Origin of the sequence: Janthinobacterium sp. SUN100, assembly GCF_030397705.1 — a bacterium.
Classification (GTDB): domain Bacteria; phylum Pseudomonadota; class Gammaproteobacteria; order Burkholderiales; family Burkholderiaceae_D; genus Janthinobacterium; species Janthinobacterium kumbetense.
The window spans coordinates 572,033-596,651 of record NZ_JAPUBU010000004.1; the positions used below are offsets into that span (position 1 = coordinate 572,033).

At 63.8% G+C, this 24,619-nt stretch carries 22 protein-coding genes; 17 read left to right on the forward strand and 5 right to left on the reverse strand.

The features are described 5' to 3' along the window. Positions 1–19 precede the first annotated feature (19 nt). Positions 20–658, reverse strand: a complete 639-nt coding sequence (locus O0881_RS22645) for a hypothetical protein (protein ID WP_035822115.1) — start codon at positions 656–658, stop codon at positions 20–22. A gap of 115 nt (positions 659–773) precedes the next feature. Between O0881_RS22645 and mpl the strand changes: the two genes are divergently transcribed. The 7 genes from mpl (at position 774) to mtgA (ending at position 7,991) form a co-directional block, all read left to right on the forward strand. After that, positions 774–2,150: a UDP-N-acetylmuramate:L-alanyl-gamma-D-glutamyl-meso-diaminopimelate ligase gene (gene mpl, locus O0881_RS22650; RefSeq protein WP_289913185.1), complete on the forward strand. Its 1,377-nt coding sequence runs from the start codon at positions 774–776 to the stop codon at positions 2,148–2,150. Continuing rightward, positions 2,147–2,731: a YqiA/YcfP family alpha/beta fold hydrolase gene (locus O0881_RS22655; RefSeq protein WP_289913186.1), complete on the forward strand. Its 585-nt coding sequence runs from the start codon at positions 2,147–2,149 to the stop codon at positions 2,729–2,731. The genes mpl and O0881_RS22655 overlap by 4 nt, the downstream gene beginning before the upstream one ends. Then, a complete protein-coding gene (locus O0881_RS22660) occupies positions 2,728–3,342 on the forward strand; it encodes a chorismate lyase (protein ID WP_289913187.1) in 615 nt (204 codons plus the stop codon). The genes O0881_RS22655 and O0881_RS22660 overlap by 4 nt, the downstream gene beginning before the upstream one ends. Positions 3,343–3,344: 2 nt before the next feature. Beyond that, on the forward strand, positions 3,345–5,435 hold the full coding sequence (locus O0881_RS22665; RefSeq protein ID WP_289913188.1) for an RNB domain-containing ribonuclease: 2,091 nt from the start codon (positions 3,345–3,347) through the stop codon (positions 5,433–5,435). Positions 5,436–5,572: 137 nt separating this feature from the next. After that, on the forward strand, positions 5,573–6,430 hold the full coding sequence (locus O0881_RS22670) for a TonB family protein (protein ID WP_289913189.1): 858 nt from the start codon (positions 5,573–5,575) through the stop codon (positions 6,428–6,430). Then, on the forward strand, positions 6,427–7,269 hold the full coding sequence (gene aroE, locus O0881_RS22675; protein WP_289913190.1) for a shikimate dehydrogenase: 843 nt from the start codon (positions 6,427–6,429) through the stop codon (positions 7,267–7,269). Before O0881_RS22670 ends, aroE begins: the two co-directional genes overlap by 4 nt. Beyond that, the gene (mtgA, locus tag O0881_RS22680; protein WP_289913193.1) at positions 7,266–7,991 is read left to right on the forward strand and encodes a monofunctional biosynthetic peptidoglycan transglycosylase; all 726 of its coding nucleotides are present in this window, start codon (positions 7,266–7,268) and stop codon (positions 7,989–7,991) included. Before aroE ends, mtgA begins: the two co-directional genes overlap by 4 nt. Before the next feature lie 64 nt (positions 7,992–8,055). Here the strand turns inward: mtgA and O0881_RS22685 are convergent, their stop codons facing one another. Next, on the reverse strand, positions 8,056–8,214 hold the full coding sequence (locus O0881_RS22685) for a hypothetical protein (protein ID WP_161789554.1): 159 nt from the start codon (positions 8,212–8,214) through the stop codon (positions 8,056–8,058). On the opposite strand from O0881_RS22685, the gene corA reads away from it, so the two are divergent. Both corA and O0881_RS22695 read left to right on the forward strand, forming a co-directional pair. Then, positions 8,213–9,178, forward strand: coding sequence for a magnesium/cobalt transporter CorA (gene corA, locus O0881_RS22690; RefSeq protein ID WP_077408488.1), 966 nt, complete (start codon positions 8,213–8,215; stop codon positions 9,176–9,178). The two genes, O0881_RS22685 and corA, sit on opposite strands and share 2 nt — an antisense overlap. A gap of 309 nt (positions 9,179–9,487) precedes the next feature. Further along, on the forward strand, positions 9,488–10,204 hold the full coding sequence (locus tag O0881_RS22695) for an HAD-IA family hydrolase (protein WP_099666533.1): 717 nt from the start codon (positions 9,488–9,490) through the stop codon (positions 10,202–10,204). A 2-nt stretch (positions 10,205–10,206) separates the two neighbouring features. Here O0881_RS22695 and hemL read toward each other — a convergent pair whose 3' ends face one another. Further along, positions 10,207–11,496: a glutamate-1-semialdehyde 2,1-aminomutase gene (gene hemL / locus O0881_RS22700; protein WP_099666534.1), complete on the reverse strand. Its 1,290-nt coding sequence runs from the start codon at positions 11,494–11,496 to the stop codon at positions 10,207–10,209. Positions 11,497–11,546: 50 nt separating this feature from the next. Further along, on the reverse strand, positions 11,547–12,404 hold the full coding sequence (locus O0881_RS22705; protein WP_289900301.1) for a hydroxymethylpyrimidine/phosphomethylpyrimidine kinase: 858 nt from the start codon (positions 12,402–12,404) through the stop codon (positions 11,547–11,549). A 96-nt stretch (positions 12,405–12,500) separates the two neighbouring features. Between O0881_RS22705 and O0881_RS22710 the strand changes: the two genes are divergently transcribed. The 6 genes from O0881_RS22710 (at position 12,501) to O0881_RS22735 (ending at position 21,752) form a co-directional block, all read left to right on the forward strand. Further along, positions 12,501–12,653 carry a rubredoxin gene (locus O0881_RS22710; RefSeq protein WP_010401308.1) on the forward strand — a complete coding sequence of 51 codons (153 nt, stop codon included), beginning with the start codon at positions 12,501–12,503 and terminating at the stop codon, positions 12,651–12,653. Between the two features lie 85 nt (positions 12,654–12,738). Continuing rightward, the gene (locus tag O0881_RS22715) at positions 12,739–13,161 is read left to right on the forward strand and encodes a response regulator (protein ID WP_289913196.1); all 423 of its coding nucleotides are present in this window, start codon (positions 12,739–12,741) and stop codon (positions 13,159–13,161) included. Positions 13,162–13,197: 36 nt separating this feature from the next. Next, positions 13,198–13,563 carry a response regulator gene (locus O0881_RS22720; RefSeq protein ID WP_077408483.1) on the forward strand — a complete coding sequence of 122 codons (366 nt, stop codon included), beginning with the start codon at positions 13,198–13,200 and terminating at the stop codon, positions 13,561–13,563. A 2-nt stretch (positions 13,564–13,565) separates the two neighbouring features. Further along, positions 13,566–14,195 (forward strand): chemotaxis protein CheW, encoded by a 630-nt coding sequence (locus O0881_RS22725; RefSeq protein ID WP_289903526.1) that lies wholly within the window; start codon positions 13,566–13,568, stop codon positions 14,193–14,195. Continuing rightward, entirely contained in the window at positions 14,195–16,432 is a 2,238-nt protein-coding gene (locus O0881_RS22730) for a methyl-accepting chemotaxis protein (protein WP_289913197.1), read from the forward strand. The genes O0881_RS22725 and O0881_RS22730 overlap by 1 nt, the downstream gene beginning before the upstream one ends. A 40-nt stretch (positions 16,433–16,472) precedes the next feature. After that, positions 16,473–21,752, forward strand: coding sequence for an Hpt domain-containing protein (locus O0881_RS22735; RefSeq protein WP_289913199.1), 5,280 nt, complete (start codon positions 16,473–16,475; stop codon positions 21,750–21,752). Between the two features lies 1 nt (position 21,753). On the opposite strand, the gene O0881_RS22740 is transcribed toward O0881_RS22735, so the two are convergent. After that, positions 21,754–23,217 carry a deoxyribodipyrimidine photo-lyase gene (locus tag O0881_RS22740; RefSeq protein ID WP_289913201.1) on the reverse strand — a complete coding sequence of 488 codons (1,464 nt, stop codon included), beginning with the start codon at positions 23,215–23,217 and terminating at the stop codon, positions 21,754–21,756. A 386-nt stretch (positions 23,218–23,603) separates the two neighbouring features. Between O0881_RS22740 and O0881_RS22745 the strand changes: the two genes are divergently transcribed. Further along, on the forward strand, positions 23,604–24,206 hold the full coding sequence (locus O0881_RS22745; RefSeq protein WP_034746689.1) for a YqgE/AlgH family protein: 603 nt from the start codon (positions 23,604–23,606) through the stop codon (positions 24,204–24,206). Continuing rightward, a complete protein-coding gene (ruvX, locus tag O0881_RS22750; RefSeq protein WP_223278885.1) occupies positions 24,203–24,601 on the forward strand; it encodes a Holliday junction resolvase RuvX in 399 nt (132 codons plus the stop codon). The genes O0881_RS22745 and ruvX overlap by 4 nt, the downstream gene beginning before the upstream one ends. Positions 24,602–24,619: the final 18 nt, after the last annotated feature.

The window sequence follows — 24,619 nt, forward strand, 5'->3', positions numbered from 1 at the left end:
AACTTTATCTATATCAATGTTAGTCGGCAGCCGGCACGCCGTCGGCGAGGCTGGCGGCCAGCAGGCTGCGCAGCCCGGCGATGTCGGTGCGCAGCACTTTTCCATCCGCCTTGGCTTTCAGCGCGCCGCGCATGTCGTCGAGTTCATACATGGCCGCGTGCACGCCTTCGTTTTTCCACAAGAAACTGGCTGTCTCGACTGCATCATAACGCGCTCCCTTGAAATGCGGGCTTTCCGACATGTCGAGCACGACATTTTTATTCAGCAAGAAGATGTGGATGTCCTTGGCGCTCTCGGCAAACAGCTGCAAATAGATCTCGTCGTGGGGGCCGGCCGTGCCATTGAGCACGGGGCCGCTGAGCAGGGGATGAAATTGTTGCAACGCTTCCATCACCTGCAGCGCAATCGTGCGCAGCTGGAACAATCGCGCCGGCTGGCTGTCGGCCAGGAACAGGGCATTGTATTGCCGCACCTGTTCTTCGATCATGTCGTTGTCCGGCAAGATATTGGGGCGGTTCGGCGCGTCGCCCAAGACTTGCCGCGCCGCCTTGCGCTTGGCGCTGCCATAGTCGGCGCCATCCTGCGCCACGAGGCGCGCGGCAGCGGCGGCGATTTCCAGGCGCAACTGCGCGCTATCGTCAAATGCATCGTTCGTCATGAACGAGATGATACTCCGAAGCGGAAAAAGTCATGGCGTCAGGTAAAATCCTGCACTTGCTGTTTTTTATCTCACCGTCTTACTTACTTAAGCGTGCACCTTTCGCACTGATCACATGCATATTCATATTCTCGGCATTTGCGGTACCTTCATGGGCGGCCTGGCTGTCCTGGCCAAGGAAGCCGGCCATAAAGTCACTGGTTGCGATGCCAACGTGTATCCGCCGATGAGCACCCAGCTGGAATCGCAGGGAATCGAACTGATCCAAGGCTTTGATCCGGAACAAACCAAGCTGAACCCGGATTTGTATGTGATTGGCAATGTGGTCTCGCGCGGCAACCCGCTGGTGGAAGAAATCCTCAACCGCAGCCTGCCGTATGTGTCCGGCCCCCAGTGGATCGGCGAACACATCTTGCGCAACAAGTGGGTGCTGGCCGTGGCCGGCACGCATGGCAAGACGACAACGTCGGCCATGCTGGCCTGGATACTCGAAGACGCGGGCTACGCGCCGGGCTTCCTGATCGGCGGCGTGCCGATGAACTTTGGCATTTCCGCCCGCCTCAGCGGCAAGATCGACGGCAAGAGCGCCGATTCGGACTTCTTCGTCATCGAAGCCGATGAATACGACACGGCTTTCTTCGACAAGCGCAGCAAGTTCGTGCATTACCACGCGAAGACGGCCATCATGAATAACCTGGAATATGATCACGCCGACATCTTCCCCGATCTGCACGCGATCGAGACGCAATTCCACCATCTGGTACGTACCGTGCCCGGCATCGGCCGCCTCGTGTTCAACGGCGACGAAGCGTCGCTGCAGCGCGTGCTGGCGCGCGGTTGCTGGAGCGAAAAAGAAAGTTTCGGTCAAGATGCCAATTGGCAACTGCAAGAGCGGGCCGATGGCAGCTTCGACGTGTACTTCAATGGCCAGCAGGAAGGCCATGTGGCGTGGGCGCTCACGGGTAAGCACAACCGCAGCAATGCGCTGGCGGCCATCGCCGCCGCGCGCCACGTGGGCGTGCACATCGCCCAGGCGTGCGCCTCGCTGGCCACGTTCGAGAGCGTCAAGCGCCGCATGGAAGTGCGCGGCGTGGTCAACAACATTACCGTGTACGACGATTTCGCGCATCACCCGACGGCCATTGCCACCACCGTGGGCGGCTTGCGGCAAAAAATCGGCGCCAGCGCCCGCATCCTGGCCGTGCTGGAACCGCGTTCGAACACCATGAAGCTGGGCGCCATGAAAGATGCGCTGCCCGGCAGCCTGAAGGATGCCGACCTGGTCTTCGGTTTCGGCAGCCATGCCGCGTTGGGCTGGAGCCTGGGCGACGCGCTGGCGCCGCTGGGCCAGATTGCCAGCGCCTACGAAGACATCGATGCGCTGGTAGCGGCCGTGGCAGCTGCCGCCCGTCCCGGCGACCAGATCGTCGTCATGAGCAACGGCGGCTTTGGCGGCGTGCACCAGAAGTTGCTGGAGGCGCTGGGCCGATGATTCTGTACCTGCATGGATTTCGCTCGTCGCCCCTGTCGATGAAGTCGCGCCTGCTGGCCGCGCAGATGCAGGCGCTGGGCCGCGAAGCAGAATGGCTGTGCCCGCAGTTGCCGGCCTCGCCCAAGCTGGCCATCGAGCTGGCCTTGTCGCTGGTCAAGGATGTGGCGCCGGCCGACCTGACGATTATCGGCTCCTCGCTGGGCGGCTATTACGCCACCTGGCTGGCCGAACAGCTCGGTTGCCGCGCCGTGCTGCTCAATCCGGCGATTGTTCCCCTTATTGACCTGGAACAACATGTGGGCGTGACGACCGAATTCCATTCGGACAAGCCATTCGAGTTCAAGCGCGAATACATCGATGAGCTGCGCACGTTTGCTGTAGAGAAAATTACGCAGCCGCAACGCTATTTCCTGATTGCCGCCACCGGCGATGAAGTACTCGACTACCGCGACATGGTGGCGCATTATCAGGGGGCGCAGCAGTGCGTCATCGATGGCAGCGACCATGGCATCAGCGAATTTGCCGATTACCTGGCGCCCGTGCTGGCCTTTTGCGGCATTGACGCGGACTCTGCCCGGTGAGGCCAGGTTCGCTGCGCCAAGCGCAATGGCATGCGCACGTGAATGCCGTCAATGCGCCACAGGCCTTGCGCCACTGGCTGACGGGCGGCGGTTCGCTGACGGCCAAGCTGAAAGCGCATAGCAGCGCGTTCCGCGTGCAATGTTTGCATCAGGAAACATCGCGCTGTTTGACCGACGAGGCCGCCATCATCGGTTTGCACCGTGCGGGCCGGGTGTGGGAACGCGAAGTGCTGTTGCGTTGTGATAATAAACCGGCCGTGTTTGGCCATACCGTCGTGCCCATGCAGGCGACGGCCACGGACTGGCCCTTGTTTTCCGCGCTGGGCGAGCGTTCGCTGGGCACGACCCTGTTTGGCGACCGCATGGTACGGCGCGGTGAACTGGAATTTGCCCGCTTGCGCGCCGGGCACCCGCTGGTGCAGCGGGCGCAGGTGGCGCTGGCAGGGGAAGGGCAGCGCGTCGATGACAAGTCGCTGTTTTTTGCCCGCCGCTGCCTGTACCAGCGTCACCAGGGGGTGCTGCTGGTAACCGAAGTATTTTTGCCGGCGGTGCTGGAGTTGACGTCCGTCACTCGCACCGTTGCAACCGACACATTAATAAACAAAGCATAACAATGAATCTATTTTTTGAAGAATCCGGCGATTTCAAGGTCGGCACGGTCCTGTCGCAAGCGGGTGAAGCGTACCAGGTCGAAATGGCCAGCGGCAAGCGCACCAAGGTCAAGGTCAAGGATGTGCTGCTGCAGTATGAAAAGCCGTCCCCGGCCGAGCTGCTGGAGCAAGCCAAGACTGTTGCTGCCGAGATTGACCTCGATTTCCTGTGGGAAGTGGCAGGCGAAGACGAGTTCGGCTTTGCCGAGCTGGGTGCCGAGTATTTCGGTCACGCACCATTGCCGCCGGAAGCTGCCGGCCTGATCTTGGCCCTGCATTCGGCGCCCGTGTATTTCTACAAGAAGGGCCGTGGCCGCTACAAGGCGGCGCCGGAGACGTCCTTGAAGGCGGCCCTGGCCGGCATCGAAAAGAAAAAACAGCAGGCGCTGGTGCAAGCCGCGTATGTGGAAGAGCTGAAACAGAACCGCTTGCCTGCCTCGATGCAGCCGATGGTGCTGCAACTGCTGTTCAAGCCGGACAAGAACACCATCGAATACAAGGCGCTGGAAGCGGCGTGCACGGAATTGCACACGACGCCGCCGCGCCTGATGCTGGCCGTCGGTGGTATTGCTTCGCCGAAAGACTTGCACCTGTCGAAATTCCTCTTCGAGAATTTCCCGAAAGGCGCCGGCTTCCCGAGCGTGCCCGTGCCATCCGTGACGGCCAAGCTGCCGCTGGCCGACGTGGCCGCCTTCTCGATCGACGACGTGACCACCACCGAGATCGACGATGCCTTCTCCGTGCAACCGTTGCCGGATGGCACCGTGAAAGTAGGTATTCACATCGCCGCGCCGGGCCTGGGCATCCGCCCGGAAGACGTGATCGACAAGATGGCGCGCCAGCGCATGTCGACCGTCTATATGCCGGGCGACAAGATCACCATGCTGCCGGATGAAATCGTGAATGCTTTCACGCTCGCGGAAGGCACGACGTGCCCGGCGCTGTCGCTGTACGCCACGCTGGACCCGAAAGCGGACTGGGCAGTTGTCAGCACGCACACGCGCGCGGAACTGGTGCCGATCGCCAGCAATTTGCGCCATAACCAGCTGGACGACCTGGTCAACGAGGAAACCCTGGCCAGCGGTGAAGGCGAGTATCCGCACAAGGCCGATTTTGCTGTGTTGTGGCAATGGGCGCAGCAGCTGGAACAGGGCCGCATGAAAAAGCGCGAAGCGTTTGGCTTGAAGCCGGAACAGAATAACCGCGTCGATTTCAATTTCTATGTGGAAAATGACATTGTCACCGTGGCGCGCCGCAAGCGTGGCGCGCCGCTGGACAAGATCGTCGCCGAATTGATGATTTTTGCCAACAGTACCTGGGGCAAGATGCTGCACGACCATGGCGTGCCGGGCATCTACCGCAGCCAGGGCGGCGGCAGTGGCAATAGCTGGGCGGCAAAGATGCAGGTGCGCATGGTCACCCATGCGGCGCCGCACCAGGGCCTGGGCGTGGATCAATACGCGTGGAGCACCTCGCCCTTGCGCCGCTACACGGACCTGGTGAACCAGTGGCAAATCATCGCTTGCGCCGAGCATGGCGTGACGGCTCCGCTGGTGGCGCCGTTCAAGCCGCGCGACGCGAATTTGTTCGCCATCGTCTCCGCCTTCGACGCCGCATATGCCGCGTATGGCGATTTCCAGTCGAACATGGAACGCTACTGGTGCTTGCGCTGGCTGCACCAGGAAAACGCGCGCCAGGTCGATGCCGTCGTCTTGAAGGATGAAATCCTGCGCCTGGTCGACATTCCGCTGGTCATCAAGCTGCCGGGCATGCCATCGGTGGCGCGCGGCGCCCAGGTGAAACTGGACTTGCTGCGCTGGGATGAAGTCGACCTGAGCATCGAAGCGCGCCTGCTGGAAATCGCCGCCGTGCCGGACGCGGCGGCCGACGACGCCGAGCTGGACTACGAGGAAGATGCGGGCGACGAAGGCGCAGACGAGGGCGATGTGGCGCCGGAAGCATCGCCGGAAGCGGCCAACCAGGTCAGCGACGCCGAGGCGGAAGTGGCGGAACTGGCCAGCGAAGACGTGGTCAGCGAACCCGGGGTCAAGTAAGGCGTCCGTCAGGCCATCAGGCGGTGCTGAAAACTGTTGCCGGCACCGCCCTTTGACGTAGAATTCAGCCATCTTGTATCTTGTGCTTGTTGCGAACTGGGTTGCGCGTGAAGTCTTTCCGAGAGAATCGTTTCCTGATGATAGCCGTGGCGGTCTCGCTGCTGGCGCACGGCGCCTTGCTGGCGATGCATTTTGTCGCCCCGCCGCCGCAGCGGGCCGTGGCTACCGATCCCGGCCTGGAAGTGATCCTGGTCAATGCCAAGCATGCGAACAAGCCGCTGAAGGCCGAGGCGCTGGCGCAAGCCAACCTCGACGGTGGTGGACAGGCCGATAAGGGGCGCGCCAAGTCGCCCTTGCCCGACATGCGCAAGGTGGAAGAGGGCGACAGCGTCAAGGCCAGCGCCCGGCGCATTGCCGAACTGGAACAAAAACAGCAGGAATTGCTGACGCAGGCGGCCAAGCCGACGCCTTACAGCGCCGCGCCCGTCACGGAAAAGGACAAGCCCAATCCCCTGGCCAGCGGCTCGGACTTGATGGAAAGCAGCAAGGCCATCGCGCGCATGGCGGCCGAAATCAGCCAGACCGTGGAAGACCAAAATAAACGTCCGCGCAAGACTTTTATTACGCCCAGCACGCAGGAAGTCGGCTATGCCATGTATTACAAGACCCTGCAAAAGCGCATCGAGGAAATCGGCACCCTGAATTTCCCGCAAAAGAATGGCCGCAAGATGTATGGCGAACTGGTCGTCTATATCCCCATCTTCCAGGACGGCACGATTTACCAGAAGGAAGGCGGCGCCCGCGTGGAAAAAAGCTCGGGCAACCCGGCGCTGGATGCGGCGGCCCTGGCCATCGTGCGCCGCGCGGCGCCGTATGGCCGTTTTCCACCGAATATGTTGTCGAGTGACAAGGATGACCTGTGGGTCGTCATCACCCGCTTCAAATTTACGCGCGAAGAAAAAATGGAAGCTAACCTGACTGGCGGCAGCAATTGAGCAAGCAAAACATTCATCCCGATCAATATTGCGTCTTCGGCAATCCTATCGCCCACAGCAAGTCCCCTTTGATCCACGCCGCGTTTGCCTTGCAGACAGGGCAAGCCATGGTCTACGATCGCCGGCTGGCGCCGCTCGACGGTTTTGCGCTGGCGGCCCGTACGTTTGCCGCCGAGGGCGGCAAGGGCGCGAACGTGACGGTGCCCTTTAAACTGGACGCGTGCGCGCTGGCCACCGAGTTGACGCCGCGTGCGCAAGCGGCCGGCGCCGTCAATACCCTGCGTTTCGATAATGAAACCATTCTTGGCGACAATACCGATGGCGCGGGCCTGGTGGCGGACATTGTGCGCAACGCGGGCATGAGCGTCGCGGGCAAGCGCATCCTGCTGCTGGGCGCCGGCGGCGCGGCGCGCGGCGTCGTGCTGCCCTTGCTGGAGCAGGGGCCGCAGGAAATGTTCATTGCCAACCGCACCGTGGCCACGGCCGAGGCGCTGGTGGCGCAATTTGCCGACGCGCTGGCGCACCCCGGGCAGCTGCGCGCCGGCGGTTTCGCGCAGCCCGATGGCCAGTTCGATATCGTCATTAATGCCACTTCGGCCAGCTTGGCGGGCGACTTGCCGCCCGTGCCGCCGGGTATTTTCGGCCGCCACACCCTGGCGCTGGACATGATGTACGGCGCCCAGCCCACCGTCTTCATGGACTTTGCCGCCCAGCATGGCGCGCAGGTCCGCGACGGCCTGGGCATGCTGGTGGAGCAGGCGGCCGAAGCGTTTTACGTGTGGCGCGGCGTGCGGCCGCAGACGCAGGATTTGCTGGCGCAATTGCGCAGTGCCCTGTGAGCGCCGGCAAGAAGGGCCAGCGCCGCAGCGGCAGCCGCTACGGCTGGATCAAGTGGCTGTTCATCCTGCCCGTGCTGGCGTTTATCGTCGTGCAACTGTATTTCTTCCTGCAAATCTGGTGGTGGGTCGACCATAACCCGTCCAGCACGGCTTTCATGCGCGAACAGTTGTCTGTCTTGCAGGACAAGAATCCCAATGCCACCATCCAGCAGACGTGGGTGCCGTACAACCGCATTTCGAACAACCTGAAACGGGCCATCATCGCCTCGGAAGACGCGAATTTTTCCGAGCACGAAGGCGTGGACTGGGAAGCCTTGCAAAAGGCATATGAAAAAAACAGCAAGAAGCAGAAGGTCGTGGCGGGCGGCTCCACCATCACGCAGCAACTGGCGAAGAATCTGTTCCTGTCCGGCTCGCGCAGCTATGTGCGCAAGGGCCAGGAATTGATCATCACGTATATGCTGGAAAGCCTGATGGAGAAGCAGCGCATTTTCGAGATCTATTTGAATGTGGTGGAATTTGGCACGGGCATCTTTGGCGCCGAAGCGGCCGGACGCCACTATTACCGGGTCAGCGCGGCGGGTCTGAGCGCCGGACAGGCGGCAAAACTGGCCGTGATGCTGCCGAATCCCCGCTATTATGACCGTCACCGCGATACGGGCTACCTGAACCGGCGTACCAGTGTCATCCTGCGCCGCATGGGGGCGGCGGAATTGCCTTGAGGATAGCGGAATTTCTTTGCATAAAATCAAGGCTGCCTGATTGGCATTATTGCGGCGCAGCATCTTAATCGGCCCGGTTGGTGCAACGCCGCACTTTTTCCGTGAAAAAGCGGTGCCGGGGGTGGTCGTGAAAAGGCCTTTGCGGGTACACTTGCGCTGTTTTCATTTTTGGCGCCAGCGCCAGCACATCACGATAACCCAACATCCGGCTGAGAGCGCGCATGATCAATGTCTTTGTATTACAGAATGGCCGGCTCAACCAGGTGCCGATCGACAGCCGCGCAGACCTCGAAAATGCCGAACCGGTGTGGGTCGACCTGACCGACCCCACCGATGATGAACGGGCCTGGGTCAAGGCCATCTACAACGTCACCTTGCCGGGCGAAGACGAAGTCAAGGATATTGAAGCGTCGGCCCGCTATTACGAAGCGGAAAACGGCGACTTGCATCTGCGCACAGACTTCCTGCGCGAAGAAGACGACGGCCCGTCGCGCGTCATCACGGTAGCCTTCATTCTTGCCCGCAAGATCCTGTTTTCCATGCATACGGACGACTTGCCCGTGTTCCGCCTGGTGCGCATGCGTGCCCGTTCGCGGCCAGGCTCGATTGCCGACTACATGGACGTGCTGCTCGACCTGTACGCCACCGATGCCGAATACTCGGCCGACGTGCTCGAAGGCATCTACCAGAACCTGGAAGAAGTCAGCACGCGCGTGCTGCAAAAGGAATTTACGGATGCGCACGCGGCCGAAGCGCTGAATGCCATTGCCCACGAGGAAGATTTGAATGGCCGCATACGCCGCAACATGATGGATACGCGTCGCGCCGTGAGTTTCCTGATGCGCGGCCGCTTGCTCAATTCCGAGCAGTTCGAGGAAGCGCGGCAGATCTTGCGCGACATCGAATCGCTCGACGGCCACACGTCTTTCCTGTTTGATAAGATCAACTTCCTGATGGATGCCACCGTCGGTTTCATCAACATCAACCAGAACAAGATCATCAAGATCTTCTCGGTGGCCAGCGTGGCCTTCCTGCCGCCTACCCTGATCGCCAGCGTGTACGGCATGAACTTCAAGCTGATGCCGGAACTGGAATGGTCGTTCGGCTATCCGTGGGCCTGGGGCCTGATGGTCACCAGCGCCATCGCCCCCTTCCTGTACTTCCGCCACCGCGGCTGGCTGAAATAAGCCCTTGTCGCCGGGACGCGTCCGCGCCCCGGCGCTACCACCGGATCTTGTCCGGATTTCAATGCGAGCGCAGCAATTTCAAAAATCAGCGATAATCACTGGTATTGCGTGGTATTGAATTGGTATTTGCGCGTAGCCGCTTGCCTGATGCCCGATTCTTTTCCCGTTGGCTGCCTTTGGCAGAAAAGTATCGTCATTCAGACGTTTTCTGCGTGGTAGCGTCCGCCTGTTCCACCTATGATCGTTGCGATGCCAGCCTTGGCCGGCTGGCCGCCGCATTTCCCGTCACTGTTGCCTTCTGGAGAGTCCATGCCTGATACCGCCACCATCCCAACGCGCTTTACCCACCTGATCAGCGACTGCGACGGCGTGCTGGTCGACAGCGAGGCCGTGGCCCTGCAAGCGCTGCTGGAATTGCTGGGGCCGCGCCTGCCCAACCTGCCCGAGGGCGTCACCCTGCAGGGCTTGATCGAGCCGCGCCTGGGCCAGCGCCTGGTGCCGCTGATGCAGGACATCTACAAGGAGCTGGGCTTGCCGCAATTGCCGGCCGACGAGATCATGGCCATCGGCAACGCCGTCGATGTGGCCTGCGATGCGCAGTTGCGCGCCGTGCCCGGCGTGGCGCAGGCGCTGGCCGCCATTCCCCTGCCCAAGGCTGTGGCCTCGAACAGCGTCAGCGCGCGCGTGCTGTCATCGCTCGAGCGGACTAGCATGGCGCCGCTGTTCGACAAGCGCGTCTTCACGCCGGACCTGGTGGGTCACGCCAAGCCGCATCCGGGCCTGTACCTGGCAGCGGCGGCTGCTTTCGGCGTGCCGCCTGGCCAGTGCCTGGTGCTGGAAGACAGCGTCACGGGCGTGACGGCCGCCGTGGCGGCGGGCATGACGGTATTGGGATTCATTGGCGGCGGGCATATCGCCGCCGGCCAGGAAGCGCGCCTGAAGGCGGCTGGCGCGCATGTCGTGTTCAGCGACATGGCCAGCCTGCCGGCGCTGGTGGCCGCGGTGATGGACACCGCGGCGGTGTAACTTTACGCGAGCTTGGCAAACACCTTGCGTGCGGCAGCGATGGTGGCGTCGATGACGGCATCGTCGTGCTGCGCCGAGACGAAGCCTGCCTCGAAGGCGGCTGGCGCGAAGTACACGCCTTCGTCCAGCATGGCGTGGAAGAAGGCATTGAACTTGCTGCGGTCGCCCGCCATCATTTCCGCGTAGCTGGTCGGTGGGGTGGCGCTGAAATAAATGCCGAACATGCCGCCGATATAGTCGGCGCAGAAGACCACGCCCGCTTCCTTGGCGGCGGCCGTCAGGCCTTCGGCCAGGCGCTTGGCCGTGGCGCCCAGCTGCTCGTAGAAGCCAGGCTGCTGGATCAGTTTCAAGGTGGCCATGCCGGCCGCCACGGCGACGGGGTTGCCGGACAAGGTACCGGCCTGGTAGACGGCGCCCAGCGGCGCCATATGGTGCATCAGCGCCGCGCTGCCGCCGAAGGCCGCCACCGGCATGCCGCCGCCGATCACCTTGCCCAGCGCCGTGAGGTCCGGCTGGATGCCGTACAGCGCCTGCGCGCCGCCCAGGGCCACGCGCAGGCCGCACATGACTTCATCGAAAATGAGCAGGGCGCCGTGCTGCGTGCACAGTTCGCGCATCGCCTGCAGGAATGCCGGGGTGGCTTTCACCAGGTTCATGTTGCCGGCCACGGGTTCGACGATGACGCAGGCGATTTCCGCGCCGAAGCTGTCGAAGGCGTCTTTCAACTGTTCCACGTTGTTATAGTCGAGGACCAGCGTGTGTTTCACGAAATCTTCCGGCACGCCGGCCGACGTCGGGTTGCCGAAGGTGAGCAGTCCGCTGCCCGCTTTCACCAGCAGCGAATCGGCGTGGCCGTGGTAGCAGCCTTCGAATTTGACGATCTTGTCGCGCCCCGTGGCGCCGCGCGCCAGGCGCAGGGCGCTCATGGTCGCTTCCGTGCCCGACGACACCAGGCGTACCTGCTCGATCGACGGCACCAGGCGCGTGATTTCCTCGGCCATCAGCACTTCGCCTTCGGTCGGCGCGCCGAACGACAGGCCCAGCGCGGCCGCATCCTGCACCGCTTTCACTACTTCAGGATGGGCATGGCCGACGATGGCCGGGCCCCAGGAGCCGATGTAGTCGATATAGCGCTTGCCATCCGCGTCCCAGAAGTACGGGCCTTCGGCGCGCGTGATGAAGCGCGGCGTGCCGCCCACGGAGCGGAAGGCGCGCACGGGCGAATTGACGCCGCCTGGCGTGGTTTTTTGTGCGCGGGTAAACAGGATGTCGTTCTGTGAAGTCGTCGTCATGATAATCGTGCCTTGAAAGTGGATCGTTGTCTGTGTCGTCTGGTCTGTGTCTATTGGCCGCCGCGCGGGCGCTGCTGCCGGAACAGCCGGTTCGGCACCAGCTTGCCCATGCCGTGGCGCTGTGCGTGGGCCAGTGCGCCGGTGGTGAATTCCTGCGCCGCCACGACCACCTGCGGCACATCGTCTTCGTTTTCCGCCAGGGCCAGCAGGGCGGTGGCCGCGGCCGACAGGGTGCTGCCGGCGCCGTTGAAGATGCCGGGCAGGTGCTGCCATTCGTCGTGGCGCACGACGCCGTCCTCGCCAAACAGGGTATTGGCGCGCAGCTTGCCTTCGGCCGTGCCGGATTTGCTGGCGTCGGCCGGCATGCCGGTGACGAGCACGTATTCGCAGCCCAGGGCCACCAGATAGTCGACGTCGTTTTGCAGGGTGTCGTCCGGATCGGCGTCGCGCCAGGTCTCGGCCAGGCGTTCCAGTTCCACCGGCGAGAGCACCAGCAGGGTCGTTTGCGGGATCAGCAGCTGGCGCACGGCAGTGAGGATGTCTTCGTCGTCCATGCCCTGTTCCGGCAGCGCCGAAATGAAGGGGTCGAGGATCAGCGGCACGTTCGGATAGTCGGAGACGATTTCGGCGATGGCCGTGACGTTTTCCACGCTGCCCAGCGCGCCGATCTTGATGGCGGCCACGGACATGTCTTCCAGCAGCACGCGCGCCTGGTCGGAAACCCAGTCAGGATCGACCGCCTGCACGTCTTCCACGCGCGCCGTATCACTGATCAGCAGGCCGGTGGTGACGGACAGGCCATGGCAGCCGAAGGCTGAAAACGTGGCCAGGTCGGCCTGGATGCCGATCGCGCCGACCGGATCGGACACGCCGAAGCTTAATATGAGGGGAGAAGTTTGGTTTTGCACGGCGGGTAGATTAAGATACCTAATTCAGCATTTTACTTGATTGAAGGGTGGCAGAACGTGAGTAGCAACGAAACAACGCAGCAATTCCAAACGTGGATGTGTCTTATTTGCGGCTGGGTTTATGATGAAGCGGCCGGCCTGCCCGACGAAGACATCGCTCCGGGCACGCGTTGGGCCGATGTTCCGATGAACTGGACCTGCCCTGAATGCGGTGCGCGCAAGGATGATTTCGAGATGGTGGCGCTGTAATTGATCGCAGTCCATGGGATGCCGCTGCCGCAAGCAGGTATCGCGGCAGCCTGTGCTATGGTATGAAAGATTGTCGAATAATCACATGACGCGTCCCTTTTTGCCCGAGGCGCCGGCCGATGCCGCATGCACCGGCATCACGATACTCGTCATCGACGACAGCGCGACGATACGCAGCGCGGCCGCGAAGATCCTGGGCGAGGCCGGTTATCGCGTGGTGGTGGCGGAAAACGGCTTCGAGGCCCTGGCAAAAATTGCCGACTGCCGGCCGGCGCTGATCGTGTGCGACATTGTGATGCCGCGCCTGGACGGCTACCGCACCTGCGCGCTGATCAAGGCCAGCGCGGCGCATCACGCCACGCCGGTGCTGATGCTGTCGTCGAAGGAGGGCCTGTTCGACCGCGCGCGCGGCGCCATGGCAGGCGCCAGCGCCTGCCTGGCCAAGCCGCTGGCGCGCGAGGCGCTGCTGGAGGCCGTGCGGCTGCACCTGGCCGGGCATTTTGAGTAAGTGGTTTTATTGATTGACAACGCAGCAAGGAAGCAGATGGCCATACACACAATTCTGATCGTCGACGACTCGCCGACAGAACGCTATTACCTGAGCGAGATCCTGGTGCGTGCCGGCTACGCCGTCCTCACGGCGCAGGACGGCGCCGACGCGCTGGCGCAACTCAAGCAGGCCAGGCCCGACCTGATCCTGATGGACGTGGTGATGCCCGGTGCGAATGGCTTCCAGATCACGCGCGCCATCGCGCGCGATCCCGAACTGCAGGACGTGCCGGTGATTATCTGCTCCAGCAAGAGCCAGGAAACGGACCGCATCTGGGGCTTGCGCCAGGGCGCGCGCGATTACCTGGTCAAGCCGGTGGTCGAAGCCGAGTTGCTGGCCAAGATCGCCGCGATTTCCTGAGCATGCAGACGATGCCAGGTCACGGCGTATCCACCGCGGCTTACCCGTCCGCCGCCATGCCATCTTTCGAGACGGGTGCGCGGCAGGGGCGCTTGCGCCAGTATCAGCTGCAATTGATCGAGCGGATACAGGCCGCGCGCAGCGGCGCGCTGGCGGCGCGCAAGGAACTGGGCGTGATGCTCGGTGGCCGGCCGTGCCTGCTTGACCTGACGCAGCTTGGCGAAATCGTCATTGCCGCCGGTGTGCAGATCCAGGGTGTGCCGCTGGCGCAGGACTGGTATCTGGGCCTGGCGGCCATGCGCGGGCGTTTGACGGGGGTCGTAGACCTGGCCCGCTACATGGGCGAAGCGGCTTGCGCGCCCGGCAATCACTGCCGCATCATCACCTTTTCTCCCCGCCTGGGCCTCAATTGCGCATTGCTGGTCGAACGCGTGCTGGGTTTGCGCCAGTTGCGCGCGATGCAGCACGTGCAGGATACGGCGCAGGGCGTGCTCCCATCGTGGGCGGCACAGGCGCTGCGCGACAGCGAAGGGCAGCAGTGGCTGCGCCTGGACCTGGCGCAGCTGGCGCAGTCGGCACGCTTCCTCGATGCCGGCTTTGACGGCCTCCCTGACCACAAGGATATTTGCTGATGGGTGCCCATTCCCCGATCCTGGCGGCCGGCTTGCCCGAAGCGCAGCACGCTCCGGAAGCGCCGGCATCGACGGCCGACCTGCCGCTGCGCCTGCGCGACGCGCTGGGACGGCGCAAGTCGCTGGCCAGCGCGCCTGCCGGGGACTGGAAGCTGCCGCTGATCGGCCATTTTCCGCTGCAAAAACAATTGAGCATCCTGTCGACGGTGATGGCCCTGAGCCTGGCCGCCAGCCTGCTGTTCGTCGGGCTGAACACGCGCAGCGGGAATATTGCCTCGGCGCAGACGCAGCTGGCCAGCGATGCGCTGATGCATTCGCAGCGCATCGGCAAGGCTGCGCCGAACGCTGTGCAAGGCAATCCGGAAGCCTTCCGCCAGCTCGAGGAAAGCCGCAATGAACTGAATCAGGATTTCCGCCTGATGCTGCGCGGCGGTACGTATCACGGGCGCGATATCGGCGAGTCGCGTTCCGCCCTATTGGCTGCGGTGGCCGACGCGCGCAAGAAGTGGGCCAGCAGCGACCGCGCGGCCAGCACCATCTTGCGCCTGAAACTGGAACTGGGCGAATTCGACAAGACCTTGCAGCAATTGAATGCGCTGTCGCCGGCGCTGCTGGCGCAGACCGAGGAAATTGCCGCGCTCAAGGTGCAGCGTGGCGGCAATGCGCGCGACCTGGCCGTCATCGGCCGCCTGATGATGTTGAGCCAGCGCATGAGCCGCAGCGCCAGCGAGTTCCTGTCGTCGGGCAGCATCAGCTCGGAAACGGCGTTTTCGCTGGGACGCGACACGACGTATTTCCGCACCGCCGTCGAAGGCTTGCTCAATGGCAGCGTGTCGCTGCAATTGGCGCCCACGCGCGACGCCGAACTGCGCGACCGGCTGGTGGCGCTGAAAGCCAGCTTCGACACTTACCAGAAGCTGGTTTCGTCGATACTCGACCGGCTCGATAAATTCAGCTCGGCGAAAAGCGCCGAACAGCTGATTTTCAACGAGAACGAAGACCTGCGCCAGCGTTTGACCCTGCTGCAGCAGATGTACCACGTGAACCAGGAAACCCTGGGCGTCGCCTTCTGGATGATGGTCGGCGGCGTGTTGCTGACCCTGATCGCGGCGGCCGGCATCGGTCGCGTGCTGCTGCAGGACTCCGTCAACCGCACGCGCGACGCCGAGCGGCGGCGCCAGGAAGCGGAAATCCTGCGTCTGCTGTCGCAGGAAAAGGAAGAGCAGGCCAAGGCCAAGAATGAGCAGAACCAGGCGGCCATCCTGCGCCTGATGAACGAATTGCAGAAGGTCGCCGACGGCGACCTGACGGTGCAGGCGACCGTCTCGGAAGACATCACGGGCGCCATCGCCGATTCCGTCAATTACACGGTCGAGGAATTGCGCGGCCTGGTGGGGCGGGTGACGGCAACGGCCGAACAGGTCAATCGCGCCTCGACGCAGGCGCAGAGCATCTCCAGCAAGCTGTTGATCGCGTCGCAGCAGCAGTCGCGCGAAATCCAGGGCGTCAGCGCCACCGTGGTCAAGATGGCCAATGCGATTACCGACGTGTCGAAATCGGCCAGTGTCTCGGCCGATGTGGCGCGCCAGTCGGTGGCGGCCGCGCAGCAGGGTTCGACGGCGGTGGAAAACGCCATCAAGGGCATGCATGAAATCCGCGAGCAGATCCAGGATACGTCCAAGCGCATCAAGCGCCTGGGCGAATCGTCGCAGGAAATCGGCGAAATCACCGAGCTCATTTCCGACATCACCGAGCAGACCAACGTGCTGGCGCTGAACGCCGCCATCCAGGCGGCCTCGGCCGGCGAGGCGGGGCGCGGCTTTTCCGTCGTCGCCGAGGAAGTGCAGCGCCTGGCCGAACGCTCGGCCGCCGCCGCCAAGCAGATCGGCGCGCTGGTGCGCACCATCCAGGCCGATACCCAGGATGCGACGCGGGCGATGGAAACGTCCACGCAGGGCGTGGTCGAGGGCGCGCGCCTGTCCGACGCTGCCGGCGCGGCCTTGAACGATATCAGCCAGGTGTCGAAACACCTGGCTGAACTGATCCAGGGCATCTCGTTCGCCACCGGCACGCAGGCCGGTTCGGCCAGCGGCGTGGCCTTGAATATCCAGCATATCCTGAGCGTGACGGAGCAGACCCAGGATGGCACGCAGCAAACGGCGCAATCGATCCATAAACTGTCGATGCTGGCGCAGGAACTGAAAAATTCGGTGTCGCGCTTCCGCGTCGCCGCCTGAACGCCGCGCCAGTCCAGGCGATTTCCTTACCGAGGCATGCATGAGCACACCTGATAGTCCACTGCAGTCCAAGCCGTTCGACAGCGAACCTTTGTCGTGGGTGATGGTGGAAATCCGCGAAGCGCTGGGCCGCTCGAAAACAGCTTTGTTCGAGGCGGGTGGCCGCGAGCGCGAGGAACGCGCCACGGCCCTGCAGCATGCGCGCTCGCATCTGCACCAGGCGCATGGCGCACTGGTGATGGTCGACGTGGCCGGCGCCAGCCTGCTGACGGACGGCGCGGAGCAGGCGCTTTCGCGCTTTCGCGACGGCAGCCTCGAATACACCCTGGACCATGCGCAAGTCGTCGCCGAACTGTATCAGGCCTTGACCGAATACCTGGAAGATCTGGTGGCCGGCACGCCGCCGCAGCCGACGCGCTTGTTCCCCTACTACCGAGACCTGCAAACCATGCTGGGCGCCGAGCGCAGTCACCCGGCCGACCTGTTCTTTCCGCCGGCGTCGGTGCTGGAAGGGCATGCGATTGCGCTGGCGGACGCGCCCCCGGTAGCCGACTATACGGCCTGGCGCGGGCGCTTCGAAAAGTCCCTGCTGCCGTTCCTGAAGGCGCAGGATGACGCGGCGCGGCGCCAGCATGCGAGCGACTTGCACGCCACCTTGACGCTGGTGGCCGATGCGCAGCAGGAAGCGCCGGCGCGCACTTTCTGGTTCGCCATGCAGGCGTTTGCCGGGCTGGCGGCCAGCGGCGAGGGCATGGGTACGCTCAACGTCAAACAGTTGTTCGGCCTGATCAATCTGCAGTTGCGCCGCCTGGCGCAGGGCACGGCCAGCCTGCCCGAAGCGATGCTGCGCGACGCCCTGTTCTTCATTGCCGCCGCCACCGAGCCGACGCCGGAGGCGCGCCAGCTGCGTGCCGCCTTCGCCTTGGACGGGCAGGTGCCCGCCGACGTGGAAACGCGGCGCTACGGCCAGGTCGACCAGGAGGTCCTGCAAGGCGCCCGCATGGCACTGGCGCAGGCGCGTGCCAGCTGGAGCCGCCTGGCGCAAGCCGACCTCGATCCTGCCCTGGGCACGGATTTTGACGCCTCGCTGCAACAGGTGGCCGCGCATGCGGAGTCCCTGAAGCAGCCTGCCCTGGCCAGCCTGTTGCGCGAATGCGCGGCCGTGGCGCGGCAAGCCGTGGCCAGCGGACGTAGTGCGGCCCTGGAAAATGAAATCGGCATGGCGCTGCTGTTTGCCGACACGGGCCTGGAGCAGGTGCGCCGCCTGCCCGACGATTTCGCCGGCAATGCGGAAACCATCGCCGCGCGCCTGCAGGCGCTGCTGGCTGGCGAAGCGCCGCCGCCCGTCACGGCGGGCGAGTTGTCGCGCCAGATCGAACAGGGGCAGACGGTTGCCGCGCTGGCCGAGGAAATGAAGACGGGCCTGCGCCAGGTGGAAACGGTGCTCAATGCGTATTACGCGGATGCAGCGGGGGCGAAGGCGGGGGCACTCGATGGCGTCGCGCCCTTGCTGGAGCAGTTGCAGCAGCAGTTGGCCGGGCTGGAACAGGAAGAGGCGCGCGCCGCCGTGCTGCAGGTCGATGCGGTCGTGCGGCAGCTGGCCGATGGCGACGCCAATACGGACGCCAAGGCGGAGGCGCTCGACGAGATCGCGCAAAATGTCAGCGCGCTGGGATTTTTTGTCGATATGCTGGGCCGTAACGCGCAGGCGGCCAGCGGGCGTTTCCATTTCGACGCGGCCGCCGGCGCCTTCCGCGCCCTGCCATTTGAAAAAGTCGCCGCCGCCGGCGCCGTGCCCGTACCCTTGCTCGACCAGGCCCTGGCGCCCGCCGCGCCTGCCGGCATGGATGCCGCGCCGGCAGTGACCGATGTCGATGCGGAGATGCTCGACATCTTCATCGCCGAAGCGCGCGAAGTGTTGGCCTTTATCGACACCACGCTGGCCCTGCCGCGCGAGCAAGCCGCCAGCGGCGACCACCTGGCCATGCTGCGCCGCTCGTTCCACACCCTGAAGGGCAGCAGCCGCATGATTGGCCTGGCGCAGTTTGCCGAAGCGGCCGGCGCCATCGAGCGCGTCATGAATACCTGGCTGGCCGAAGCGCGACCCGTTAGCGACGATCTGTTTACCCTGCTGAATTACGGCTGGTACCAGCTCCGCGAATGGGTGGCGGAACTGGAAGGCGGCGCAGGGCGAGAGCGCGAGGCCGGCATGCTGCTGGCAGCGGCAGAGCGCGTGCGCGAAGGCGGTCCGTTCGAATTGCGCAAGCCGCGCCCGGCCGCGCCCGTGGCCGGCAATGGCAATGTGATCGGCCTTCCCCTGGCCACGGCGCCCGCGCTCCACGAAGCGCCGGACGATCACCTCAAGCACGTGGGCGAACTGCGCATCAGCCTTCCCTTGTACAACATCTACCTGGCCGAGACGGATGAATTGCTGCGCGTGCTCACGCGCGACTTCGGCGAATGGCGTCATGAGCAGCGCGCCGTCAGCGCGGAAGCGCTGCAAGCCGTGCATACCCTGGCGGGGACGTCGGGCACGGTCGGCTTCCAGTCCCTGCGCGACCTGGCACATGCGCTCGAGACGGTAATCGAAACGGTGGTGCCGCCGTTGGCCGGACTGCGCGCCGAACAGCACGACGTGCTGGAGCAGGCCACGCAGCGCATCGGGCAAATGCTGCAGGCGTTTGCGCTGGGCGACCTGGCGCCAACGCAGCCGGACATGATCGAAGCGCTCAACACCCTGTGGCGCGCCCTGACGGCGCCGCCCGGCGAGAGCAAGGAAGAGCGGCTCGACGCCCTGTTTGCGGCCGCTTACGCCAGCATCATCGGCGCACCGGCGCACCCTGCGGAAGTGCTGCCCGACGCGCTGGCCGAGGTTCCTGTACCCCAGCTCGAGACGCTGTTCGAGGCGACGTATGCGAGCATCGTCGCCGACGCGCTGCAGCCGGCTGCTGCCGAAATACCTCTGCCAGCGTCGTTGCAGGACAGCGGCGCCAGCGACGACCTGTTCGACGCCGGTTTCGAGCACGCGCCGCCATTGGAGCACGCGGCGCCGGAAGCGCCGGCGCCTGCCATCATGCCAGCCGATGCGGCCGCGCTGCTGGCGGCCAGCGCCGGCATCAGCGATGAACTTGACCTCGATTTATTGTCCGTCTTCCTGGAAGAGGGCGCCGACCTGCTGCCGCAGATCGGCGAGGCGCTGCGCAGCTGGCAGCAGCAGGCGCACGATAGCGGCCAGGCACAGATGCTGTTGCGCACCCTGCATACGGTCAAGGGCAGCGCGCGCATGGCCGGCGCCATGCGCCTGGGCCAGCATGCGCATGAAATCGAGACGCATATCGAAAACATGCTGCACGCGGGCACCGCCACGCCGCAGGCCTTTGAGGAATTGCTGGCCCATTACGACCATGCGTTGCACCTGTTCGAGCAGTTGCAGCAGCCCTTGCTGCCCTTGCCGGGCATGGAAGATACGCCGGTCGCCGAACCGAAGGCGGCGCTGGTGCGCGTGCGCGCCGATATTCTCGACCGCCTGATCAACCAGGCTGGCGAAGTGTCGATCACGCGCTCGAAGATGGAAAATGAAGTCGGCGTGCTGGGCGCCTCGCTGTCCGAGTTTTCCGATAACCTGGCGCGCTTGCGGCGCCAGCTGCGCGAAGTGGAAATGCAGGCCGAATCGCAGATTGCCTCGCGCATGGCCGTCGGCAGCGAGCGCGATTTCGATCCGCTCGAATTCGACCGCTTTACGCGCTTGCAGGAACTCACGCGCATGATGGCCGAAAGCGTCAACGACGTGGCCTCCTTCCATGAAAACCTCAGCCACAGCGTCGATGCGGTGACGGACGACCTGGTGCTGCAGGCGCGGCTGACGCGCGAGCTGCAGCGCGACCTGATGCAGATCCGTATGGTACCGTTTGCCAGCATCGCCGAACGCCTGTTCCGCGTGGCGCGGCAAAGCGCCAAGGAAGTCGACAAGCGCGTCAATCTCGACATCCGCGGCGGCGGCGTGGAAATCGACCGCAGCGTGCTCGAACGCATGGCTGCTCCGTTCGAACACCTGCTGCGTAACGCCATCGTGCACGGCGTCGAGCCGCGCGACGCGCGCCTGGTTGCGGGCAAGAGCGAAACGGGCGAGCTGCTGGTGCAGGTCAGTCAGCAGGGCAACGAAGTGGCGATCGCCTTTTCCGACGATGGCGCGGGGCTGGATATGGAACGCATCCGCGCCAAGGCGCACGGCGCCGGCCTGCTGACGACGGACGCGCCATTGACCGACGCGCAGGCGGCCGAGCTGATTTTCACACCGGGTTTTTCCACCGCCGACAGCCTGACGGAATTGGCCGGACGCGGTTTTGGCATGGACATCGTGCGCTCCGAAGCGCTGGCGCTGGGCGGGCGCGTGGAAACGCTGACGCAGGCGGGCCTGGGCATGCGCTTCACCATCCACCTGCCGCTGACCCTGGCCGTCACCCAGGTGGTGCTGCTGGCGGCGAACGGCAAGACGTATGCCTTGCCATCGGTGCTGGTGGAGCAGGTGCTGCACCTGAAAGGCGAGCAGCTGGAGCAGGTGCGGGCGGCCGGGCGCGTCGAGTCGCACGGGCAGTCGCTGGCGCTGCACCACCTGTCGGCCATGCTGGGCGAGACGCCGGCGGCGCAGGCCACGCAGCGCTATGCGCCCGTGCTGTTGCTGAGGAATGGCAATGACAGGCTGGCCTTGCAGGTCGATGACGTGCTGGGTAACCGCGAAGTCGTGGTCAAGCACGTGGGCCCGCAACTGGCGCGCATGCCGGGCATTGCCGGTGCCACGGTGCTGGGCACGGGCGACATCGTGCTGATCCTGAACCCCGTGGCGCTGGCGCAGCACCTCGAGCATCATCCGGAACTGCTGTCGCAATATGCGCTGGCCAGCCGCGAGCAGCATGCCGTTGCCAGCGCGCTGGCCGCGCCGGCCTTGCGCGTGATGGTGGTCGACGATTCGCTGACGGTGCGCCGCGTGATGCAGCGCCTGTTCGAGCGCGAAGGCTACCAGGTGCTGTTGGCCAAGGATGGCGTCGATGCGCTGGAGCAGTTGCATGCGCTGGAGCCGGCTGCCATGCCGGCCCTGCTGCTGGTCGACGTGGAGATGCCGCGCATGGATGGTTTTGACTTGACGCGCAATGTGCGCAGCGACGACAAGACGCGCGCCATCCCCGTCATCATGATCACTTCGCGCAGCGCCGACAAACACCGCGCACATGCGTTCGAGCTGGGCGTGAATGCGTATTTCGGCAAGCCGTTCCAGGAAGAGGAATTGCTGGCGGAAGTGGGGCGCTTGTTGACCGAATCTTGACCTACGCCACCACCTTCACCACGGCATAACGCTCCAGGGTCTCCTTGCGCGCCTCGTCGTGCTGTACCAGCGGTTCCGGATAGTCGCGTCCCAGCACGATGTTTTTTTGCTCGAGCAGCATGCGCGGCACCAGCCAGGGCGCGTGGATTTCCTTGTCGCCCAGCGCCTTCAGCTGCGGCAGATAGCGGCGGATGAAGCGCCCGCTGGCATCGAATTTTTCCGATTGCGTGATCGGATTGAAGATGCGGAAGTAGGGCTGGGCGTCGCAGCCGGACGACGAAGCCCATTGCCAGCCGCCGTTGTTCGACGCCAGGTCGAAGTCATTGAGGTGCAGCGCGAAATACGCTTCGCCGCGGCGCCAGTCGATACCCAGGTCCTTGATCAGGAAGCAGGCCGTGACCATGCGCAGGCGGTTGTGCATGTAGCCCGTCTGGTTCAGCTGCGCCATCGCCGCGTCCACCAGTGGATAGCCGGTGCGCCCCTCGCACCAGGCGGCAAAGGCGGCATCGGCTTCGGGACCCGTTTCCCAGACGATGGCGTCGTAGGCCGGCTTGAAGGCGCCGCCTTCCACGTGCGGGTTCTGGTACAAAATCATGGCGTAGAAATCGCGCCAGATCAGTTCGGCCAGCCACACGGGCGCGCCATCGCCGCCGCCGCCCCGGTCCATCAGGTCGACGATGGTGCGCACCAGGTAGCGCAGCGACACGGTGCCGAAGCGCAGATGCATGGACAGGTAGGACGGCCCCTTCAAGGCGGGAAAGTCTCGCGCCACGTCGTAGCGGGCCACACGCGGCAGGAAATCCTCGAACAGCGTGCTGGCGCCCGACATACCGGTGGGAATGGCCAGCTCGGCCAGGTTGCTCGGTTCGAAACCCAGCTCGTCCAAGGTGGGCAGGGGCACCGGCGCGCCGGCGCGCGGCGGCACCAGGCTGGCCGCATGCGGCTCGATAGCGAATGGCGCCAGGCAGCCTGGTTCCGCGCGCATTTTCTTCAGCCAGGCATTCTTGTAGGGCGTGTAGACGGTATACGGCTTGGCCGAGAGCGTCAGCACTTCATCCTTTTCAAAGATCACCTGGTCCTTGAAACTGAACCACAGACGCGCATCGCGCGTGAGCGCGGCGGCCACCGTGGCGTCGCGCGCGATGGCCTGCGGTTCGTAGTCGTGGTTGGCAAAGACGGCGTCGGCGTTCAATTCGGCGGCCAGGCGCGGGATGGCCTCGGCCGCGTCCGCGTGCAGCACGATCAGGTCGCCGCCCAGCTGGCGCAGCTCGCCAGCGAGCTCGGCCACGCTGGCATGGATGAAGTCGACCCGCCGGTCGCGGCGCGGCAGTGCCGCCAGGATGGCGGTGTCGTACACGAAGACGCAATGCACGGCCTGGCTCTGGCGCAGGGCGTGATGCAGTGCAGCATGATCAAACGCGCGCAGATCGCGTCGGAACCACACCAGGGAAGTCTTGATTGTCATTATTTCGCGTGTTCAGGGTCAAAGATAGGCCATTTTCTGCCGCCAACGGGGCTTTATCGCCGCTCGCGTCGCGCCTTTGGCGTCGCTGCGGCGGCAATTCAGTGTAAACTACCGGGTATGTTCGTGGTGCTTTATGTGCGACAGCGATTTTGCAATCAATTTTACAATTGGCATTGAAATGCGCCTGCAGGCAAAGCGAATTGACCATTAATTTATAACATAACAAGAATAGCGCCTGGCAACACGGCTCTCGCCGCCCAACATTCGCGGCAGGAGGTGCCAGGCGTACGATAGCGGGGTAAGCGAGACTTGCCAGCAAGCCCACAGAGAGAGCATCGCGTATGAAAAAGAGTAAAATCGACCAGACTCTACCAGGACATCGTTTGATGCAGGGTGTGGGAGAGCCGGCCGCGACCGGTTCCTCCACCCTGAATCTGGCCAACCATTTCCTCATTGCGATGCCGGCCATGCAAGATCCGATCTTCGGCGGCACGGTCGTGTACGTGTGTGAACATAATGAAAACGGCGTGCTGGGCGTCGTCATCAACAAGCCCACCGACATGACCATGGAAGTGCTGTTCGACCGCATCGACCTGAAACTGGCGGCCGGCAGCGACACGCCCATCATCAACGAACCGATCATGTTTGGCGGCCCCGTGCAGGACGACCGCGGCTTCGTGCTGCATACGCCGGGCGCGCGCTATTCCTCGTCGCTGACGGTGACCGATGAAGTGGCGTTTACCACCTCGATCGACGTGCTCGAAGCCGTCGCCAAGGGCGATGGCCCCGAGCGCATGCTGGTCTCGATCGGCTACTCGGGCTGGAGTCCGGGCCAGCTGGAAGACGAGATCGGCCGCAACGGCTGGCTGACGGTGGGCGCCTCGGCCGACATCCTGTTCGATTTCCCCATCGAGCAGCGCTACGTGGCGGCCATCAAATTGCTGGGTATCGATCCGCTCATGCTCGCCAGCGAGGCTGGCCACGCATGAGCGGTGACGCCATCGACACCATCCTCGCCTTCGATTTCGGCTTGAAACGCATCGGTGTGGCCATCGGCAATACCATGATTTGCCAGGCCAAGCCGCTCAGCGTGATCACGGCCACGGCGAATGAGCCGAAGTTTGCCGCCATCGATAGCCTGATCAAGGAGTGGGGTGCGAGCCGCATCGTGGTGGGTTTACCCAGCCATCCGGACGGCACGGAACACGAGATGAGCGCGCGCTGCCGCCGTTTCGCCAACCAGGTGCATGGCCGCTTCAACCTGCCGGTGGAACTGGTCGACGAGCGTTATTCATCGGCCGTCATCGCCGCCAAGCGCGGTGAAGTCATCGATGACCGCGCCGCCGCCATCATCCTGCAACAGTATTTCGACGCGAATTATTAATCTGACCTTTGACCCATT

Bases quoted from the DNA above. Each gene is read 5' to 3' on its own strand.
- O0881_RS22735 (WP_289913199.1), top strand. From the start codon at position 16,473: ATGAGCACACCTGATAGTCCACTGCAGTCCAAGCCGTTCGACAGCGAA.
- O0881_RS22665 (WP_289913188.1), top strand. From the start codon at position 3,345: ATGAATCTATTTTTTGAAGAATCCGGCGATTTCAAGGTCGGCACGGTC.
- O0881_RS22720 (WP_077408483.1), top strand. From the start codon at position 13,198: ATGGCCATACACACAATTCTGATCGTCGACGACTCGCCGACAGAACGC.
- O0881_RS22695 (WP_099666533.1), top strand. From the start codon at position 9,488: ATGCCTGATACCGCCACCATCCCAACGCGCTTTACCCACCTGATCAGC.
- O0881_RS22645 (WP_035822115.1), bottom strand. From the start codon at position 658: ATGACGAACGATGCATTTGACGATAGCGCGCAGTTGCGCCTGGAAATC.
- O0881_RS22745 (WP_034746689.1), top strand. From the start codon at position 23,604: ATGCAGGGTGTGGGAGAGCCGGCCGCGACCGGTTCCTCCACCCTGAAT.
- corA (WP_077408488.1), top strand. From the start codon at position 8,213: ATGATCAATGTCTTTGTATTACAGAATGGCCGGCTCAACCAGGTGCCG.
- O0881_RS22730 (WP_289913197.1), top strand. From the start codon at position 14,195: ATGGGTGCCCATTCCCCGATCCTGGCGGCCGGCTTGCCCGAAGCGCAG.
- hemL (WP_099666534.1), bottom strand. From the start codon at position 11,496: ATGACGACGACTTCACAGAACGACATCCTGTTTACCCGCGCACAAAAA.
- O0881_RS22740 (WP_289913201.1), bottom strand. From the start codon at position 23,217: ATGACAATCAAGACTTCCCTGGTGTGGTTCCGACGCGATCTGCGCGCG.
- O0881_RS22685 (WP_161789554.1), bottom strand. From the start codon at position 8,214: ATGCGCGCTCTCAGCCGGATGTTGGGTTATCGTGATGTGCTGGCGCTG.
- O0881_RS22725 (WP_289903526.1), top strand. From the start codon at position 13,566: ATGCAGACGATGCCAGGTCACGGCGTATCCACCGCGGCTTACCCGTCC.
- O0881_RS22715 (WP_289913196.1), top strand. From the start codon at position 12,739: ATGACGCGTCCCTTTTTGCCCGAGGCGCCGGCCGATGCCGCATGCACC.
- mpl (WP_289913185.1), top strand. From the start codon at position 774: ATGCATATTCATATTCTCGGCATTTGCGGTACCTTCATGGGCGGCCTG.
- O0881_RS22670 (WP_289913189.1), top strand. From the start codon at position 5,573: ATGATAGCCGTGGCGGTCTCGCTGCTGGCGCACGGCGCCTTGCTGGCG.
- O0881_RS22710 (WP_010401308.1), top strand. From the start codon at position 12,501: ATGTGTCTTATTTGCGGCTGGGTTTATGATGAAGCGGCCGGCCTGCCC.
- O0881_RS22655 (WP_289913186.1), top strand. From the start codon at position 2,147: ATGATTCTGTACCTGCATGGATTTCGCTCGTCGCCCCTGTCGATGAAG.
- ruvX (WP_223278885.1), top strand. From the start codon at position 24,203: ATGAGCGGTGACGCCATCGACACCATCCTCGCCTTCGATTTCGGCTTG.